Origin of the sequence: Erysipelothrix tonsillarum DSM 14972 (genome assembly GCF_000373785.1) — a bacterium.
Lineage (GTDB): Bacteria > Bacillota_I > Bacilli_A > Erysipelotrichales > Erysipelotrichaceae > Erysipelothrix > Erysipelothrix tonsillarum.
In genome coordinates, this window is the sequence record NZ_KB892380.1 from 251,437 (window position 1) to 269,922 (window position 18,486).

General features: G+C 35.3%; 20 protein-coding genes. 5 read left to right on the plus strand and 15 right to left on the minus strand.

Translation table 11 applies throughout. The features are described 5' to 3' along the window. Nucleotides 1–151: 151 nt before the first annotated feature. Together B096_RS0108905 and metG are read right to left on the minus strand one after the other, a co-directional pair. A complete protein-coding gene (locus tag B096_RS0108905; RefSeq protein WP_018580385.1) occupies nucleotides 152–754 on the minus strand; it encodes a histidine phosphatase family protein in 603 nt (200 codons plus the stop codon). A 31-nt stretch (nucleotides 755–785) separates the two neighbouring features. Continuing rightward, nucleotides 786–2,714, minus strand: coding sequence for a methionine--tRNA ligase (metG, locus tag B096_RS0108910; protein ID WP_018580386.1), 1,929 nt, complete (start codon nucleotides 2,712–2,714; stop codon nucleotides 786–788). 430 nt (nucleotides 2,715–3,144) lie between these two features. On the opposite strand from metG, the gene B096_RS0108915 reads away from it, so the two are divergent. Continuing rightward, nucleotides 3,145–3,501, plus strand: a complete 357-nt coding sequence (locus B096_RS0108915; protein ID WP_018580387.1) for a helix-turn-helix transcriptional regulator — start codon at nucleotides 3,145–3,147, stop codon at nucleotides 3,499–3,501. Nucleotides 3,502–3,613: 112 nt separating this feature from the next. Here B096_RS0108915 and B096_RS0108920 read toward each other — a convergent pair whose 3' ends face one another. From B096_RS0108920 to tmk, 5 genes are read right to left on the minus strand one after another with little or no spacing between them, the layout of a single operon-like run. After that, on the minus strand, nucleotides 3,614–4,015 hold the full coding sequence (locus tag B096_RS0108920) for a Fur family transcriptional regulator (RefSeq protein WP_018580388.1): 402 nt from the start codon (nucleotides 4,013–4,015) through the stop codon (nucleotides 3,614–3,616). Nucleotides 4,016–4,074: 59 nt separating this feature from the next. Then, complete coding sequence (gene guaC / locus B096_RS0108925) at nucleotides 4,075–5,049, minus strand: GMP reductase (RefSeq protein WP_018580389.1); 975 nt, start codon at nucleotides 5,047–5,049, stop codon at nucleotides 4,075–4,077. Nucleotides 5,050–5,058: 9 nt separating this feature from the next. Then, nucleotides 5,059–5,904, minus strand: a complete 846-nt coding sequence (gene rsmI, locus B096_RS0108930) for a 16S rRNA (cytidine(1402)-2'-O)-methyltransferase (protein ID WP_018580390.1) — start codon at nucleotides 5,902–5,904, stop codon at nucleotides 5,059–5,061. Nucleotides 5,905–5,940: 36 nt separating this feature from the next. After that, a complete protein-coding gene (locus B096_RS0108935) occupies nucleotides 5,941–6,891 on the minus strand; it encodes a DNA polymerase III subunit (protein WP_018580391.1) in 951 nt (316 codons plus the stop codon). After that, entirely contained in the window at nucleotides 6,884–7,507 is a 624-nt protein-coding gene (gene tmk / locus B096_RS0108940) for a dTMP kinase (protein WP_018580392.1), read from the minus strand. Before tmk ends, B096_RS0108935 begins: the two co-directional genes overlap by 8 nt. A gap of 108 nt (nucleotides 7,508–7,615) precedes the next feature. Between tmk and B096_RS0108945 the strand changes: the two genes are divergently transcribed. From B096_RS0108945 to B096_RS0108955, 3 genes are all read left to right on the plus strand, one after another. Next, on the plus strand, nucleotides 7,616–7,810 hold the full coding sequence (locus B096_RS0108945) for a hypothetical protein (protein ID WP_018580393.1): 195 nt from the start codon (nucleotides 7,616–7,618) through the stop codon (nucleotides 7,808–7,810). After that, complete coding sequence (locus B096_RS0108950) at nucleotides 7,811–8,350, plus strand: NUDIX hydrolase (protein ID WP_018580394.1); 540 nt, start codon at nucleotides 7,811–7,813, stop codon at nucleotides 8,348–8,350. Between the two features lie 95 nt (nucleotides 8,351–8,445). Beyond that, nucleotides 8,446–9,450 carry a linear amide C-N hydrolase gene (locus B096_RS0108955; RefSeq protein ID WP_018580395.1) on the plus strand — a complete coding sequence of 335 codons (1,005 nt, stop codon included), beginning with the start codon at nucleotides 8,446–8,448 and terminating at the stop codon, nucleotides 9,448–9,450. Between the two features lie 149 nt (nucleotides 9,451–9,599). On the opposite strand, the gene B096_RS0108960 is transcribed toward B096_RS0108955, so the two are convergent. From B096_RS0108960 to rpmH, 8 genes are all read right to left on the minus strand, one after another. Next, the gene (locus B096_RS0108960) at nucleotides 9,600–9,920 is read right to left on the minus strand and encodes an FtsB family cell division protein (protein WP_018580396.1); all 321 of its coding nucleotides are present in this window, start codon (nucleotides 9,918–9,920) and stop codon (nucleotides 9,600–9,602) included. A gap of 110 nt (nucleotides 9,921–10,030) precedes the next feature. Beyond that, nucleotides 10,031–10,294: an RNA-binding S4 domain-containing protein gene (locus B096_RS0108965; RefSeq protein ID WP_018580397.1), complete on the minus strand. Its 264-nt coding sequence runs from the start codon at nucleotides 10,292–10,294 to the stop codon at nucleotides 10,031–10,033. After that, nucleotides 10,291–13,707 (minus strand): transcription-repair coupling factor, encoded by a 3,417-nt coding sequence (gene mfd / locus B096_RS0108970; protein WP_018580398.1) that lies wholly within the window; start codon nucleotides 13,705–13,707, stop codon nucleotides 10,291–10,293. The genes B096_RS0108965 and mfd overlap by 4 nt, the downstream gene beginning before the upstream one ends. Before the next feature lie 2 nt (nucleotides 13,708–13,709). Further along, on the minus strand, nucleotides 13,710–14,258 hold the full coding sequence (pth, locus tag B096_RS0108975) for an aminoacyl-tRNA hydrolase (protein ID WP_018580399.1): 549 nt from the start codon (nucleotides 14,256–14,258) through the stop codon (nucleotides 13,710–13,712). Between the two features lie 39 nt (nucleotides 14,259–14,297). Further along, entirely contained in the window at nucleotides 14,298–14,912 is a 615-nt protein-coding gene (locus B096_RS0108980; RefSeq protein ID WP_018580400.1) for a Jag family protein, read from the minus strand. A gap of 17 nt (nucleotides 14,913–14,929) precedes the next feature. Next, nucleotides 14,930–15,772, minus strand: a complete 843-nt coding sequence (yidC, locus tag B096_RS0108985; RefSeq protein WP_018580401.1) for a membrane protein insertase YidC — start codon at nucleotides 15,770–15,772, stop codon at nucleotides 14,930–14,932. 29 nt (nucleotides 15,773–15,801) lie between these two features. After that, nucleotides 15,802–16,128, minus strand: coding sequence for a ribonuclease P protein component (rnpA, locus tag B096_RS0108990; protein ID WP_018580402.1), 327 nt, complete (start codon nucleotides 16,126–16,128; stop codon nucleotides 15,802–15,804). Between the two features lie 48 nt (nucleotides 16,129–16,176). Then, a complete protein-coding gene (gene rpmH / locus B096_RS09865) occupies nucleotides 16,177–16,311 on the minus strand; it encodes a 50S ribosomal protein L34 (RefSeq protein WP_003774176.1) in 135 nt (44 codons plus the stop codon). A gap of 805 nt (nucleotides 16,312–17,116) precedes the next feature. Here rpmH and dnaA point away from each other — a divergent pair. Further along, on the plus strand, nucleotides 17,117–18,478 hold the full coding sequence (gene dnaA, locus B096_RS0108995) for a chromosomal replication initiator protein DnaA (protein WP_018580403.1): 1,362 nt from the start codon (nucleotides 17,117–17,119) through the stop codon (nucleotides 18,476–18,478). Nucleotides 18,479–18,486 lie beyond the last annotated feature (8 nt).

Here is an 18,486-nt window from a genome sequence, read left to right on the forward strand (position 1 = left end):
ATGATGTGGGAGCTTTTTACGATTTACATGATTTTAATTAGAAAAACGAAGTCAAAAAAAGTTAGGTACGCTCTCACTGATTTAAAATCAGCATACAAGTTTACCTAACTTTTTTACTATCACTAAAACTCATTGTGTTACGATAGATTTTTTATTTTTTCTCAAGTTCTTTTACATCGTTTAGAATGATGTGATTTAATTCCATATCATAATCTAAATCTAAAATGTAACCCAGTCCATTGGGTGCGTGAATTTCTCTAAAGTCTAGGAAAGGTCGATTACCCAGGAAAATTAACAATGTTTTAATAACTCCTGAATGACAAACGATTGTGGAAGATTCCACATCATGTTCTTTCATATCTTTTAGAATACCTTCCAGTTTTGAAATGATGCGATAGCTAAACTCAGTTAATGTTTCTCCATTCGCAATGCGCTTATTTACAAGGAAACCATCGAAATAGTTTTCAGAAACTTGATCTCCGTGTACATCCTCATAATCACCAAAGAATATTTCGCGTAATTCTTTACTCGATTCAAAAATTGGTGTCTCTGCGCCGTAAATGATCTTAAACGTATCAATTGTACGGGTTAAGTCCGATGTATAATAACGCTCTGTTTGTGGATAAACGTACTCTGTTCTATATTGCTTTAAGTCTTCAATTCCTTGTTTTGATAAGTGAACATCGGACCAACCTGAGTACGTTCCTTCTTCATTAGAAGTCGTGTAACCATGTCTTACTAATACAATTTTCATAAAGCACCCTCTTTTCTATACAATACCTATCTTATCGTAATAAGGTTCCGTTTGCTACATCACCGCCTGTTACAAGTCTTACTTTATCGCCTTCTTCAGCAGTAAGAATCATACCATTCGACATAATACCACGTAGTTTTACAGGTTTTAGGTTTGCTACAAGAACTACTTTATGATTTTGTAATTCTTCTTCAGTAAAGAAATCTACAAGGCTACTTACTACTGTAACTTCTTTCGTTCCAAGATCTACTTGTAATACGTACAATTTGTCAGCTTTAGGGTGTTTTTCAACCTTAACAATTGTACCTGTACGAAGCTCAACATCTTGGAATTGATCAAATGTTATTTCTTTAGTTTCTTCCACAACTACTTCTTCGACCACAGGTTCATCCTCCTTTTCTAATAATGCTAGTGTTTCCTTCACATCTAAACGATTGAAAATGATATCTGTTTTAGAAACTACAGATTTATTGAGTTCAAAGAGTCCGAATGTTTTTGCACTTTCAAAAGAAGTGTGTTCTGTTTGAAGTTGATCTAAAATGCGTTTTGAAGTCTCAGGAATAAATGATTCAAGCGCAATTCCACCAATTCGAATAAGTTCTGTAAGATTATAGAGAACCGTTTGAAGTCGGTCTTGTTTTTCTGAATCTTTCGCAAGAATCCATGGTTGCGTATCATCGATATACTTATTCCCTTTTCTAAAGAGAGCAACAATCTCGCTAATTGCATCAGCAACATGAAGTGTATCCATCTTAGCTTCTACAGATGGAATCAGATTTTTACATGCCGTGATTAATTCTTCATCGATGGTTTCCGTTTCATTGTTGACTGTTAAAACGCCATCAAAATATTTGTTTGTCATTGAAATTGTTCGGTTTACTAAATTTCCAATAATATTTGCAAGATCAGTATTAATTCGTTCAATCATGAGCTCATACGTTAAATGCCCATCGCGTTCAAAAGGCATTTCATGAAGCATGATATAGCGAACTGGATCAACACCTAATACATTGGTTAGGTCATCGACATAGAGCGCATTTCCTTTTGACTTACTCATTTTACTATCCCCTGTTAACAACCAAGGGTGGCCGAAAATTTGTTTTGGTAACTCAATATCCAATGCCATTAAAAGAATTGGCCAATAGATTGTATGGAAACGCAGAATATCTTTACCGATTAAGTGAACATCAGCGGGCCAAAATTCATCGAAGAGTGGTCCGTTATTGCCGTCAACATCATATCCAAGTCCCGTGATATAGTTAATTAAAGCATCAATCCAAACATATACAACATGCTCAGGATCAAAGTCTACAGGTATACCCCATTTAAAACTAGTACGAGAAACTGCAAGATCATATAAATCTTCTTTCAAAAAGTTTTGAAGCATCTCATTCTTTCGTGATTCCGGTTGAATAAATGTCGGATTATCCTTAATGTATTGAACCAAACGTTCTTGGTAATTACTCATCTTAAAGAAATAACACTCTTCTTGTTGACGAACTACTTTGGCACCACATTCTGGACAAGTTTCGTCTTCAACTTGAGAGTCTGAATAAAAAGACTCACACGACTTACAATACCAGCCTTCATAATGGCCTTTATAAAGATCGCCTTGATCAAAAAGCTTCTTGAATACTTTTTGTACTTGTTCTTTATGATAATCATCTGTCGTACGAATAAAATAATCATACTTAACATTCATTAAGTCAAAAAGGCCACGAATAACACCTGAAATATTATCCACATAATCCTTTGGTGACATGTTATGTTCTTTTGCGTTATCTTCTATTTTTTGTCCGTGCTCATCCGTTCCTGTTTGGAACCGCACATTATAACCTTGTGCACGTTTAAAGCGTGCAATACTATCTGCTAGAACAATCTCATAAATATTTCCGATATGAGGTTTTGCTGATGTGTAAGCAATAGCGGTTGTAATATAGTAATTTTTATTGTTTTTCATTTGATTTCCTCCGCCAGAATTTCTCCTTAATTATAGCCTATTTGTACATTATCTACAATAAGACACAACCGTGCATTATTGATAGTTTTATGATTTCAAATCTTTTTAATAATATGATACTTTATACGGGTTTGAACGATATTTATGCTGCTACCTTGGATGCTTTGTATTATGGCACACGATTGCTTTCTTCAGGTAATCATTTATACGATTACCAAATGGTGATTTGCCCATCAGATATTAGTTAAATATATTTGTCATAATATGTCTGTTTTTTTTACCATCTTTCGTTTTCACAACTCAAATTTTACTTAAATTCTTCATTTCCAAACAACAATGTTCTATTTTTATATGAATTTTTCACACTCTTTGAATAGATATTGCAAAATAAGAATATAAGTGCTATATTCATTGAGGTGAAGGAGTAATTATGTCGAATATATTAGGTCAAAGACTAAAGGCTCGTCGTAAAGAACTACGTATTTCTCAACAGGAACTTGCTGTTGCTGTCGGATATACATCTCGTTCTACAATCGCTAAAATTGAAGCGGGTGTAATCGATTTACCTCAGTCAAAAATTTATGATATCGCCGAAGCTTTAGAAACAACTCCAACGTACTTATTAGGTTTAGAAGAAGAACTCGAAGCTTTAACCGCATCAGCAATCGTTGAACATCTACAAACAGTTACTGTTGAACAACTTGTTGAATGTTTTTCTCAATTAGATTTATATAGTTATGAAAAAGTAAATGAAGCAGTAGGTAAAGTATCACTTAGTTACAAATAAGAATCCGAAAGTATTCTGTTTTCGGTCAAATAAAAAAAAAGAAGCAGGTGCTTCTTTTTTTTTGCACAAAAAAGTTAGACCGAAGTCTAACTCTATTAAGGTCTTTCACCCTTTATGAATCTTTATTCTCTGCTTTTGCTAAGCAATCCTTACATATTCCTTCGAAGGTGATGTCGTGATCTAACACAACACATCCTAATTCTTCTTCAACCAGTTCATGTAATTCTTTACGATAATCTAATTCAACGTCCTCAATGCGGTTGCATTCACGACATCTAAAATGATAATGATCATGTAAGTTTTTATCATAGATAAATCCTAATTCTGGATGCCTTACGCGATTAATTAATTTTTCATTATAGAGCACATTTAAATTTCGATAGACAGTCGCAATACCAATGGACACATCGCCTTCTTTAAGCTTTGTATGAATTTGGTCTGCCGTCATATGTCCTTCAGATGCTTGAATTAAATCTAAGATTTCTTGTCTTTGTTTAGTAAGTTTGATACTCATTATCATCACCATCTTAATTATAGCATAAAATATGCTATTTTAAGAAAAAATGCTTGAATCTAGCGATCTCCATTAAAAATACTGTTCTTTACAATCACATAATCCACTTTACGAATCGCCTCTAAATCACGACCACCCGCATAGGAAATTGATGATTGAAGATCTTGTTGCATTTCTTTTAGGGTATCTTCGATTTTTCCTTTATGTTCAATTAAGATTCGCTTTCCTTCAACATTCTTATGTTCGCCTTTTTGGAATTGTGATGCACTCCCAAAGTACTCTTTGAATGCTTTTCCATCAACTTCAATGGTTTCTCCAGGTGATTCTTCATGTCCAGCAAATAGCGAGCCTACCATACACATCGTTGCGCCAAAGCGAATTGATTTCGCAATATCACCATGGTCACGAATTCCTCCGTCAGCGATGAGTGGTTTTCGGGCAGCTTTAGCACACCATGATAATGCAGCTAATTGCCATCCGCCAGTTCCAAACCCTGTTTTTAATTTAGTTATACATACCTTACCCGGTCCAATTCCAACTTTTGTTGCATCAGCTCCAGCATTTTCCAGTTCACGAACCGCTTCTGGGGTCCCAACATTTCCTGCAATCACAAATGTGTTTGGTAGGTATTCTTTAATATGCTTAATCATTCGTATTACTTGTTCTGAATGGCCATGAGCAATATCAATCGTGATATATTCTGGAATAACATTGTCTGCCGCTAAACGACGAACAAAATCATATTCAGAATCCTTAACGCCTACACTGATTGATGCATAAAGGTCACGGTGATTCATATCTTGAATAAAGCCATAACGACGTTCCTCGTTAAAACGATGCATTACATAAAAATAATTATGTTCTGCTAACCAGATAGCGAGCGGTTCATCGATTATTGTTTGCATGTTTGCAGGTACAACAGGCATTTCAAAGGTTCGATTTCCCAATTTAACGCTTGTATCGCATTCAGAGCGACTTTTCACAATACATTTATTTGGAATTAATTGAATATCTTCGTAATCAAATATTTTCATTACGGCCTCCTATTTATTCTCGTGATAGTAAGAATAGAGTTCATTTTTAGAAACACCATTCTCTTTTGCCACAGAAGAAATTGAACGCGAAACAGAATTTCCTGCATTGATCTGTTCCTCAATGTGTCTGATTAAATCATCGAAACTTACTTCCACTTCTGTAGAATCTGCCTCAATAACAATTACAAACTCACCTTTTATCGTTTCAACGGACTCCATGACTTCAGTAACCGTACCACGTATAAACTCCTCATGCATTTTTGTTAACTCACGCACAAGGCAAATCTTTCGATTACCTAACACATCATACACGATTTCTAATGTCTTTTCTAATTTATGAACTGATAAATAATAGATTGTTGTCATCGGTAAATCTTTATGTTGGATGAGTTGTTTCTTAAGCTGACTTTCTTTGTGTTCCATAAACCCCATGAAAGCAAACGGTTGGACAATTAATCCTGATGCAACAAGGGCATTTAAGAACGCACTGCTCCCCGAAATTGGTACAACGTTATATCCCGCTTCAATAACATCCCGTACGAGTGTTTGCCCTGGATCGGAAATAAGTGGATAGCCTGCATCACTGATTAAACCAATATTTTTACCGCTTGCAAGCAGTTCTATAATCCCTTTTGTTGATTCCTGTTCGTTATGCATGTGGTGACTAATCATTTTGGTTTCAATATCAAAGTGCGAGCAAAGTTTACGTGCGTTGCGCGTATCTTCTGCGGCAATAATATCAACGGTTTTGAGAATATCAATTGCGCGTGGCGTCATTTCGTTTAAGTTCCCAATTGGCGTCGCAACAAGAAACAGAGTTGGTTTATCATTTTTAAAGCTTTGTTGTTTTATCATCATATTCTCCTAAAATAGATAAACCTTTAATCTAGATTAAAGGTTTTTGTAGTATTTCGTAAGTTCATAAGCAAATTGATCAATGACAAGATTCACATTAACTCCAGGACGTATCCGATCTTTCATGCTCAAGGCAATCTGAAGAATGTTAATGCTATCTTTTTTTGGTAGGTCTTTTGTACGTATCTTGATGCTTTCTTCACGTTGTCCCTGCGAGGAAAGTACAAATTCAAAAAGTTCAAAAAACAGTACAAGTCGCTCACGGTCCATCCGTTTTTTCTTAATACCCTCGACCTGTAAGGTAAGAATTGCACTCAAATAATCACCCTGGTTTAAACTATCCAAAACATCAAAGAAAATAGAACTACTCTCTTTATACGACGCATCCGTACTTTGAGCTTCTATTTCTTCAAGGTTTTGATTCATTCTCGATAATAAGTATGCATCAATGCGGTCCATCCCTTGGTTGCATGCCGTTTCAAATAAAATTTGATGATTCATCGGTTCAAGTTGAATGGTTAAGCAACGTGAGCGAATGGTTTCGAGGACACGGTTTTCCTTACTTGTGGTAAGAATTGCTGTAATCTCCCCTTCAGGTTCTTCAAGAAATTTAAGGAGACTATTCATCGCCTCAACCGTCGCATTATCTACATCTTCAATGATATAAACTTGATGGCCATCCGTCTCAATAGATGTTTGACTAAAATACTCTTTAAGATCGATTACTTCTGCTTTTTTTATGCTCTGTTCTTTACCGCTAAGTATTCGAACATCAGCATGCTGGTTCGAGTGGACGCGCTGGCATACTGAACACGTACCACATGCACCAATGCTTTGTTCTCGACACATTAAACTCATTGCCATATATTTCGCAAACGCTAAAGCACCCTGATCACCTACGATGAGATACGCATGCGAAACACGATGTTTCTCCTGTTGGCGATGAAATAAATTCAGTGCTTTCGTTTGATATTCAAGATTACTCATGGCCTAAAGTCGCTTCAATAATTGCAATGACATCAGCCGCAACGGCATCGATGGATTGATGCGCATCCACAATTTTAATACGATCAGGAAACCGACGAATCACTTCTTGGTAGCCCTGATAGACCTTATCGTGGAACACATTGCCTTCGAGTTCTAAACGGTCTTTATAACCTCTTACACCAATGCGTTCTAATCCCTCTTCAGGATTAACATCGAGAAAGATTGTTAAGTCGGGTAAAAAACCATCAATTGCAAACATATTGATATCCCACACCGCATCAATACCAATTCCACGTGCATACCCTTGATATGCTAGTGAACTATCAATAAATCGGTCACAAATTACGAGTTTCCCCTCATTTAGAGCTGGTTGAATTTTCTCAATTAAATGTTGGCGACGACTTGCAGCATAGAGTAATGCTTCCGTTCGATCATCCATTTCTTTATGTTCCGGATCCAAAATTAATGCTCTAATTTTTTCAGAAATTGGAATCCCACCCGGTTCTCGAGTACAAAGTACAGGTTGTTTCTTCGCTTCAAAATACTCTGAAACAATCTTTGTAATGGTTGTCTTTCCACTGCCTTCGGGACCTTCAAATGATACAAATAATGTCATGCTTACACCTCTTCTTTAAATATTATAGCATGGTCTTTCTAAAAGTTGTGCGTTTTATCAATTTGGATTATTATGTAAGAGAAGAAGAAATAGTATGAGGGAAGAAATATGATGAATCGAATTAAAAAAGGTTTCCAAAAAGCTTCAAACGATAACGTTTATATGATTGTTTTAGGAATCGTGATTGCGTTAATCGTTATTAATTACTTTGTTGATATAACCGCACTGACAGTCCTTACACTGATTATGTTTTGTGTAGCTTTTGGTTTATTAATCAAACATATAGTAAAGAAGGAAGATTAAATGGTTAGAGATGGTTTAAAATTGAATGAAACATTAAAATACAAAGGGAAAATTGTAGATGTTTACGATGTCTCCTTTAAAACTCAAACAGGTTTATTTGAAGCAGAAGTTTTGAAACACGCCGGAGGCGTATGTATCGCTGCAACACATGATGATAAATCTTTCTACTGTGTTGATCAATATCGTTATGGTGTAGAGTGCATCATGCAAGAATTTCCTGCCGGTAAAATTGACGAGGGTGAACAACCACATGAAGCAGCTTTACGTGAACTACGCGAAGAAATTGGTTTTGAAGCCAAAACGGTCGTACCGCTTGGTTACATTCATCCTTCACCTGCCTATCTAGATGAAGTCTTGTATCTTTACTATGCCTCTGATCTTGACTTCGTCGGCCAAGATCTTGATGAGAATGAAGTCTTAAATGTTTATACGCGTGAGTTAGATGATATTATTGCTGATATCACAGCTAATCGTATAACAGATGCCAAGACAATTTCACTAGCTTATAAATTAAATCATTACATCACGCAAAAACAATAGGTTAAACCGTAAATTTGGTTGACCTTTTTTAGGGATATTCACTTATTACTCACATAAAATGGTAATATATTAGAGACGAGAAAGGTGGTACGTTTATGTGTACAGGAATACAAGTAATTTCAAAGCAAAATAATACTTTTTGGGGTCGAACACAAGAGTTTAACACCCTTTTACCCGTTTGTGGGATTATCGTTCCGCGAGGAACGGTTGTTAATAATACGCTGTCCCCTGTGGTCGCAAAGTATGCAGCATCCGGTATCAGTATTGATGATCCTTCAAAAGGCATTCTCTTTATGGATGGCATGAACGAGCATGGACTTACAGGTGGTAGTTTTTATTTCGGTAACGATTATTCAGACTATGCGCCTTCAAGTGCAATTGAACTCATGGGTAAACAAGCTTTACGAGGTGAAGAGTTTGTAACTTGGGCGCTCTTAAATTGTGATTCAATTGTTGATTTACATCGAAAAGCAATCAAAGAGGTAGCAATTTCTAATGAACCTAATCAATTAGGCGAAGTACTTCCACAACATTATGTTTTTGTAGACCGAACCGGGGCAAGTATAGTAATTGAACCTTCATCAGCTGGCTCTTTCGATATTTATCCCAATGAAATTGGCACCTTTACAAACCAACCTGAGTTTCCGTGGCATGTTCAAAATCTTCAAAATTACGTATCGATGAATCCACATATTCATCCTGCTAAAAAATTCGGTAAATTTCAATCGTACAGTTCTGGTAAAGGGAATGGTTTATTTGGTTTACCGGGTGACTTTACCCCTCAATCACGTTTTGTCCGTGCAACCGTGTTTAATACCCTTTCAAAGCAACCAAACGATCACGAAGCCTTGGATAAAGTATTCCGTATTTTAAATACAGCAGACATCCCTTACGGCCTTGTTATAGGTGATGACGAGAGCGTTCAGTATACACAATATACATCTGCGTACGACCTCGAAAAACAAACTGTAAATATCTCTACATATGAAAACCGCCAAATTCAACAATTTCATTTTAACCCATTGATGTTTGATAGTGGACGTGTCATCCGTTATGAAATTAAAAGAACACAAAATATTGAACTCATGAATGAAATTTAGTTTAGTTCCAGTCCAAAATTTATTTATAATTAATTTTTTAAAAACCCACTTTTATTGTGGGTTTTTCTCTTTTTCAAACAAAAAAAAACACAGAACTTGCGTGGTGGTACACGTTTACTCTGTGTTTTGTTTATTTTGATTTATATGAATCACTCGGTTTTTGGTAAAATAAACACTTGTTCTTCAGATTTTGACAAGAGATGTTTCCCTCGAGCATAGTTCTGTACATAAGTAGGATCTTGAAGTTTGGCTTTTTCCAATGCAAGTTCCCCTTGTTTCGTTTCAAGTACTTTTAAATTTGAGCGTACACTTTTAAGTTGTTGATTCAATTGAAATGTTGAAACTAATTCTTTAGCAGATTTAGATAACATTAGGCATGAAACGGATACTATCAATATACCAAGAATGATTGATGCAATTTTAATTGTTGGATTCTTAGCTATTCGTGTTTTCGTAACTGTTTGTCCCATCGTACCACTTCTCTTTCTTTGTTTAATTCTATATTAAAATTATTTGTAAAGTTTATTTATCTACACATATTATACTGACATTCTCAAAAATTGCAAGAGTTGGCAGTTTTCTACTCTGTCTTTTCAATCCGCTGATCTGAAATAAGTTCATACATAGGCGGATTACTTCTCAAGATTTTATCACTTAAAAATGTTACTTCTATTTTGATGTGTCTGTGCTCAAACCGAATTTCTATTTGATCCTCAAGCGATACTTCTGATGAAGGTTTCGCTTTTTTTCCATTGATAAACACACGTTCATCATCAGCAAGTTCTTTAGCTACAGTACGACGTTTAATAATACGTGATACTTTTAGATATTTATCGAGTCTCATTGTTTTTGCTCCTTTAAATTTTCGAGTATGTAAATTAAATCTTCTGCCCACTCAGTATACATTGGCATCGTAATAATAATTGTTTGGTTAACATACTTTATTTTGATTTCACTGGACTTTTCAGAGATTAATTCAAAGAGATGAACACCATCTACTTGACTGCTGTATATCTCGGTAAAAACAAGTTCAACCTTATTGACACGTTCTTTGAATGATTTAATTCGACTATCATTTAAGAAGAGTTCAAGGCGCGTCTTTTCTAATAACATCTTAACAGAATTCGGCAATTTACCATAACGATCATCAATCATGTCATTAAATTGTTTCAATTCGTCCAATGTTTGGATTTGATTAATTTGTTGGTACAGATCCAATTTTTCACCATCATCACTCGTAAAGTCTTCCGGTAAATAACCATCTACTTTGAGATTAAATCGTTCTTGCTCTTCAACATCGATGACTTCTTTTCCTTGGCGTTTTGCAATTGCTTCTTTAAGTAATTGCACGTATAAATCGATGCCGACGGTATCGATAAACCCAGATTGGTTTCCACCGAGTAATTCTCCGGCCCCTCGAATTGTAAGATCTCTCATCGCAATCTTATAACCACTTCCTAATTGAGTGAATTCTTTAATGGCTTGAAGTCGTTTCTGTGCCACTTCAGTTAGTCCCTGTTTATTCGGAACTACAAAGTAAGCATAGGCAAGTCTGTCCGATCTCCCTACACGTCCTTTAATTTGATAGAGCTGGGATAAACCAAATCGATGCGCGTTATCTACAATAATTGTATTTGCATTTGGAATGTCAATTCCTGTTTCTATGATTGTTGTACATACAAGGACATTAATCTCTTTACTAATAAATCGAATCATTACATCTTCAATCTCATGACGTTCCATTTGTCCATGAACAACCGCTACCGTCGCAGCTTCCACATGATTTGAAATTACTGACGCTACTGAGTAGATTTGCTCCACATTATTAAACAAATAGAACACTTGACCATCACGATTTAATTCTTTAGAAATAATATCGTTAATGGTTTGTTGGTTCTTCTCGATAATGTAAGTCATTACGGGAAGTCGATTTGATGGTGGTGTATTAAGTTGAGACAAGCTACGAAGCCCAATAAGAGACATTTGGAGCGTACGAGGTATTGGTGTCGCACTCAACGATAAAACATCTACAGACACCTTAAATTCCTTAATACGTTCTTTATGTTCAACACCAAAACGTTGTTCTTCATCAATAATGAGTAAACCTAGGTCTTTAAATTTAACGTCGCGGGATAATACCCGATGTGTTCCAACTAAAATATCGACTTTTCCGTCTTTTACACGTTGTATGATCGCTTTTTGTTCTTTATCCGAAACAAATCGATTTAACACTTCAATCGTTACAGGAAAATCCTCAAGCCGTTCTTTAAGCGTACGAGCATGTTGCTGCGATAAAATAGTTGTTGGACATAAAAACACAACTTGCTTATGATCCACAAAAGCTTTAAAAGCAGCCCGAATCGCAACTTCTGTTTTACCAAATCCTACATCGCCACAAAGTAAACGGTCCATAGGTACATCTCGTTCCATATCACGTTTAATTTCTTCAATTGCTGTTTTCTGATCTTGGGTCAATTCATACTCAAAAGCATCTTCAAATTGCTTTTGATATTCTGTGTCGGGACTAAAAGCAAATCCGCTTGCATCCATTCTTGTAGAATAGAGTGTAACTAATTTGTCTGCAACATCGGCTACATCTTGTTTAATTCGTTCTTTATTTTTTTGCCAGGTACTACTTCCGAGCTTACTTAAACGAACAGAGGCCGCTTCTCGGGACATAAACTTACGAACAAGGTTAAATTGTTCCAAAGGCACAAACAATTCATCACCGTCTCGATATAAAATACGCATAAAATCTTTATGGATTCCATCGATTTCTTTTGTAGTAATACCCATGTATTTTCCAATACCGTATTGACGGTGAACAACATAGTCTAACGTGTCGAGGTCAGACAACTGGTTGAGACTTTCAGCTTTTAAAAACTTATTATCATATCGGAATGTTCTTTTTTTATATTTATACAGTTCATTTGCTGTATAAATAACCGTATCAATATCTTCTAAAATAAAGCCCGTCGTTATGTGTGCATAGTCGATGTAAATACCGTTTGATTTTGGTTTATCCATGAGAACTTGATAATCAATCCCTTGCTGAATCATCATCTTAATAAAATCTTCCATCGTATCTTCATCTAAAGCAATAATAACTTTTTGCGTAATAGCTTCTTTTCGTAGCCATTTTAATGTTTGCTCGATATTCTCGGATACAATGTTTGCAGTATGCCAAGGAATAAAGACTTCACCTTCTGTTTGATATTCAAATATCTCGCGATAAGCGTGACCCGCTTTAATTCGCTCAAACGATTCAAAAATATCGGACACATAAATCATCTGATTCATTTCATATTGTTCTTCAATAAATGTGTGTGCATCCAACGCATTTTGTTTAAGTGTACGTTCAACCGCTTCAATTGGACTCATGTAAGTGTTCGAATCGGCTAAATAATCATAAATTGTAGCATAACGGGACCAGAATGATAGTAGTGGATAGAGTGTTACATCAAATTGATGCATGTGAAGTAACTCGCGCTTTTGTTCCATTTCGTGAATGAGTTCCTGATTCTCTAGGTGACTTATTTTTTCGCTGAGTGTCTGAGTGATTTCTTCAATATCAGCTTGATCAAGCAGAATATCTGTCGCAAAGGCAATGTTGGCTTCCTCAACTTGTTCTAAGGAACGCTGGTTTGCAATATCAAAATACCTTAAACTATCCACTTCAACATCAAAAAATTCAATACGTAATGGTTGATCCATTTGAATGGAGAAAACGTCACAAACACCCCCACGAACAGCATAAGTAAAAGGTTTTTCAACATACTTAACCCGTGAATAACCAAGACGTTCTAGTTGACGGGATAACGCGATAGGCTCCCACTCATCCCCCACTTTGATATTAATGATTGATTTTCTTAAAACGTCTACAGGTGATAATTTTCGCACAGATGCTATAGCATGAGTAATACATATGTCAAAGTTGCCATTCACAATCTTATACAGTGCATCAATTCGATTCGCTTTCATAATTTCCGATTGAACAATTGCTTCGACTCTTAAAGATTCCTCGTGATTGTAATAAACAACATTCGCAGTTTCGTCGAGATGTTTAATCTCATTAAATAAATTCGTTGCTTGTTGCTCATTCTCCTTAACAATAAATATAGGTTTTTTACTTATTCTGCTTGATCCAAGAACTAAGAGTGCTTCTTGAACCACGCTTAAATGGGCAAAAATACTTTTGCCCTGGGTATATTCTTTAACCAGCGTGTGCTTTTCTAAATAATCATATAACCAATTCATCGCTAAACTCTTATATTATATTCATTCATAAGTTGCTCTGTGCGTTTTCCATTAATAAAATCTTCAACACATTTTGCACCCATATGAATTGCTGTATCTTCATCGATTTTCCCCAGCACCCAGTCCACCGTTTTGATATTACTGCTTTTTCCGATACCAACCTTAAGTCTAAGAAATTCATTGGTTCCTAAGTGGTCAATAATACTTTTAACTCCCTTTTGTCCACCTGAAGAGCCTTTTTCTCTTAGTCGAAGTGATCCAACCGTAATATCCATATCATCACTAATTACTAAAAGATCTTCCAAATCTACATTATAATAGCGAACTACCTCACCCACTGACTCTCCTGAGAGATTCATAAATGTTTGTGGTTTTACGAGAATGACCTTTTCAGTTCCTACAAATGCTTCCCCAATAAGGGCTTTAAATTTATTTGTTGAGATTGAAATACCTAATTTTGATGCAACCTCATCAATTACTAGAAATCCAGCATTATGACGTGTTTTTTCATACTGCTTACCTGGATTTCCAAGTCCTACAATAACTTTCATACATACCTCCATTAATCAAAAAAGAATAAGGGCTTTCCCTTACTCTTTGTTTGGATCATATACAATCTTAAGATGACGGTCTCGACCCGAACCTTCGCTCTGTGTGCGAATGCCTGGAAAGTCTGTCAATTCTTTATGAATGACACGACGTTCGTCATTAGGCATTGGATCTAATGAAGCATCAATTTTTGAGCGGCTAACATTCTTAGCAATGCGTTTGGCCATCGCCTTAAGTTTTTGATATCGATCTGTTTTATAGTTGTTTATATCAATCATGACATAAAAATGACGCTTGAACTTAGAATTTACAGCATGTTTCAGAAGCATGTTCATACCTTCTAACGACTTCCCATTTTTTCCAATTAGGATTGCGTTATTATCTGCATTTAATGCTACCTTTACGTTATTATTTTTTACTGTAATTTCTTGTTCAACTTTTAATCCCAAACCTGTAAAGAATCCATTTAAGTATTCTTCAACAAACAATTTGACATCATCAAGGGCAAACACTTCAGCAGTAACACTCGACCCGATGCCTAAGAAACCTGATTTTTCTTCAATGACATAATAGATAAGATCACTTTGTTCAACATTCTTTTCTTTAGAGGCATTTTTTAAAACATCCTCTAAAGTTCTAGCTGTATATTGCTTCACGTGTATTCCTCCTTTATTTATTTTGCGCCGTATTTATGATTAATAAATAATGTTTGTACCAATTGTGCAAGAGCCGACACCATCCAGTATAAACTCATACCTACTTGCCAGTTAAGGGCAAGAACAACAATCATGATTAGTGATGAATACATCATCATGTTTGCTTGATTAGCAGGTTGTTTATCATATGGACGTTGACGCATCTTACGTTTAGCAAGATGTTGAGGTAAGAACATAGAAAGGAATTGTGAGACTGCCATTAGAATAAAGATTCCAATAATAATGATGTTACCTTCTTTAAATCCTTGCATAGGTGTTAACTCAAGCGTTTGACCAAATACAGTACCATTGATAATTGCTTCTGATCTCATAACAGCTTGATACATTGCAATCATAATCGGTAATTGAAGGAATGTTCCACCAAGAGCACCCATTGGATTAATTTCATGTTTTTCAAATAGTTTTTGCATTTCAGTCGCTTTTTGAAGTTTCGCTTGTTGATCGGTGCGACCTTGATACTTCGCTTCAATTCGCGCTTGTTCTGGTCCAATTAATTGCATTTTTTGTTGTTGTACTGTTGCTTTGATTGAACCTTTAATTGTTATTAATTTAATGATTAAGGTAACTACAACAATAGAACCAATTGTTCCAATATATTGTGAGAAAAAGTTTAATGCCTGAGCGATTGGCCATACAAATAATGCGCCAAACCATGTATCTTTCCCCCATGTCCAAGAATCTCCCAAGCTAATAATTTTATCAGCAAAAACTTGTTTTGTTTTTGGGTCCATTACCTGAGTACAGCCAGTCAATGCTAATAGCAATATGCTGAATATAATCAGTTTTTTATATTTTTTCATACCTGTCTCCTAATCTAAAAATACTCACTTTACATTTTAACCGTTTTTATTAGGTTTTCCAAGTCTTTTCGATTTTCATCATAACTCTGTTCATAATATTTTTTTCGTACTAGAACAATATAGTCATAAGGTGTATCAAACATATCGATATCTTGGAGCATATTTCTTATTTGGCGTTTTGTTTTGTTACGCACTACTGCATTCCCTAATTTTTTCGGTGCTGCAATTCCGTATCGTGAATGATCCTTAGTTCTTTTATCTATATATACGGTAAAAGCTTTTGAATTTTTAAAGCGTCGATTTCCCATGATTCGCTGGAAATCTGCTGCTTTTTTTACTCTGTATTCTTCTCTCATTTTTTTTCACTTCCATTATGACAAAAAAGTCACCCATAAGGGTGACTGTTATGCAGATAACACTTTTCTTCCTTTTGATCTACGACGTGAAAGCACGCGGCGACCGCCTACTGTTTTCATACGGGCTCTAAAACCATGGACCTTTTGGTGTTTCCGTTTGCTCGGTTGATAAGTTCTCTTCATGAAAACCACCTCCAGTTCTTTATATATACGAAGAGCAAATGCTTTAAAATTATATAAGAAATACTTTTCAATGTCAATAAAGTGTCTTAAATAACGTTTTGATTAAGTAAATCACCATCTAATTGATACTATTTCATTCTAACTTTATAGAATTATCATGGACATTGTAACACATCCTTGTTTCAATCACGATGTTTTTTTTATTTTTTTAGAATAAGTATGCTGCTTCACCAATAAAAAACCCAGTGAAAGCGAGAGCGTCCCCGTTTTAAAAAGGAGATATGCTTCCGCTTTCACTGGGTTTTTTGACGAGAATTGCGCTTTTATCGTCGATAATTGGCCTTGGTTATCCACTTTTATAGGTTGGTTTTTTAAAATGTTGGTAACTTGTCCTCGTTTGTGGGATAAGTGATGTGGAGGCTTTTTGATAACAAATTTATGTGGAAAAACTATAAACATGATTTTTCAGGACTTTATAACAATGTTTATCAACAGATTGTGGATAATGTGGGAAAGTGTCTTTAACGCACTCAGGGGTGCGTTTTATCATGTTGATATATACGTGTGTTAATTTCAAAAATTACGGATTGATTTATCTTTCAACACAGTGTTGATAACTTTTTTTATATCTCCACATTTTATAAACATTCATAATTTTGTGGACAACTGTGGATAACTTGAATTAAAAGCATTAGAATAGCGGTATTCCACTATATTGTATGTGGATAACTTGTGGGGAGTTTTTTTGTCTATGGAATTGTAATTTAAATTTGCTATTATAGTACTTGCAAAGGGGTATATGAATATGACAACTATGAAATTTTATTTAGAAGATGTGTGGGGAAAAGTAAAGCAGGCGATCAAAGAAAGTAACCATTTTGATGAGCCTATATATAATACTTATATTGAGGATACCAACCTCGCAGCATTAAACGATACCACTGCAGTAATTGTGGTACCAACTTATCTACAAAAAGTGATTCTTTCTGAGGAAATACCATTCCTTAATGAAGTTATTAACCGAATTTTGGATAAGACCACCATGGTGTGTGAAGTTTTATTAGAAAATGAATTTAAAAAGAATATCGCTGTACAAGTTCCCGTTCAACCCCAAATTCCTGTCGTTATTCGTAGTGATGGTATTGCCCCAAATCAAACATTTGATAACTTTGTTGTCGGACCAAGCAATAAAGAGAGCCATTCCGCAGCACTTGGTTGTGCCTATCGACCTGGCCAATTCTACACACCACTTTTTATCTATGGTAATTCAGGACTTGGTAAAACCCATCTTTTAAATGCCATTGGAAACTATATCAAAAAACTAAATCCAGATGCTCGAGTGCTCTATACTTCCAGTTCAGATTTTGTAAGACAAGTAGCAACTTCAATACAAAATCGCACAATCGAAGACTTTAAAGAACAAATGTATAATCTCGATGTACTCTTGATTGATGATATTCAATTCTTAGCTGGAAAAGAAAAATCACACGAAATCTTTTTCCACATTTTTAACGAACTTATATACAATAAAAAGCAAATTGTAATCACAAGTGATCGTCTTCCTACTGAAATAAAAGGACTTGAAGATCGCTTAATCAGTAGGTTTTCATCCGGTTTATCTGTAGGTGTTGATTCACCTGAATTTGAGACTTCGTTAGCGATTCTAGAATTAAAAATTAAACATAAAAGTGTTGACCCAGGTCTTTTTGATGAAGATGTTCTCAGTTATATCGCTTCCAACTTTTCGAAAGATGTTCGAATGTTAGAAGGTGCATTAAATCGTTTACTCTTCTTTTCCATTGAGTTCTCGCAAAATGACCACATTGATATCAATATTGCGATGAATGCATTTAAAACAAATGGTGAGCCCATAAAAACAAATGAACTTGATACGAAAACAATTAAGCGCATCGTGGCCGATTATTATGGCCTCACTCAAGCTCAACTTGTTTCAAAAGCCAGAACCAAAGCTATCGCAAATGCACGACATATAGCAATTTACCTGTGTCGTAAACATCTTGATCTTCCTTACAACAAAATTGGCGAAGATTTTGGTAAACGAGATCATTCTACAATCATCAGTGCCTGTGATAAAATTGAAAAGAAACTAAAAACAGATCAGATGTTAGCAAGAGCTGTTTATGAACTTGAAGCTAAAATTAAATAGTTATCAAC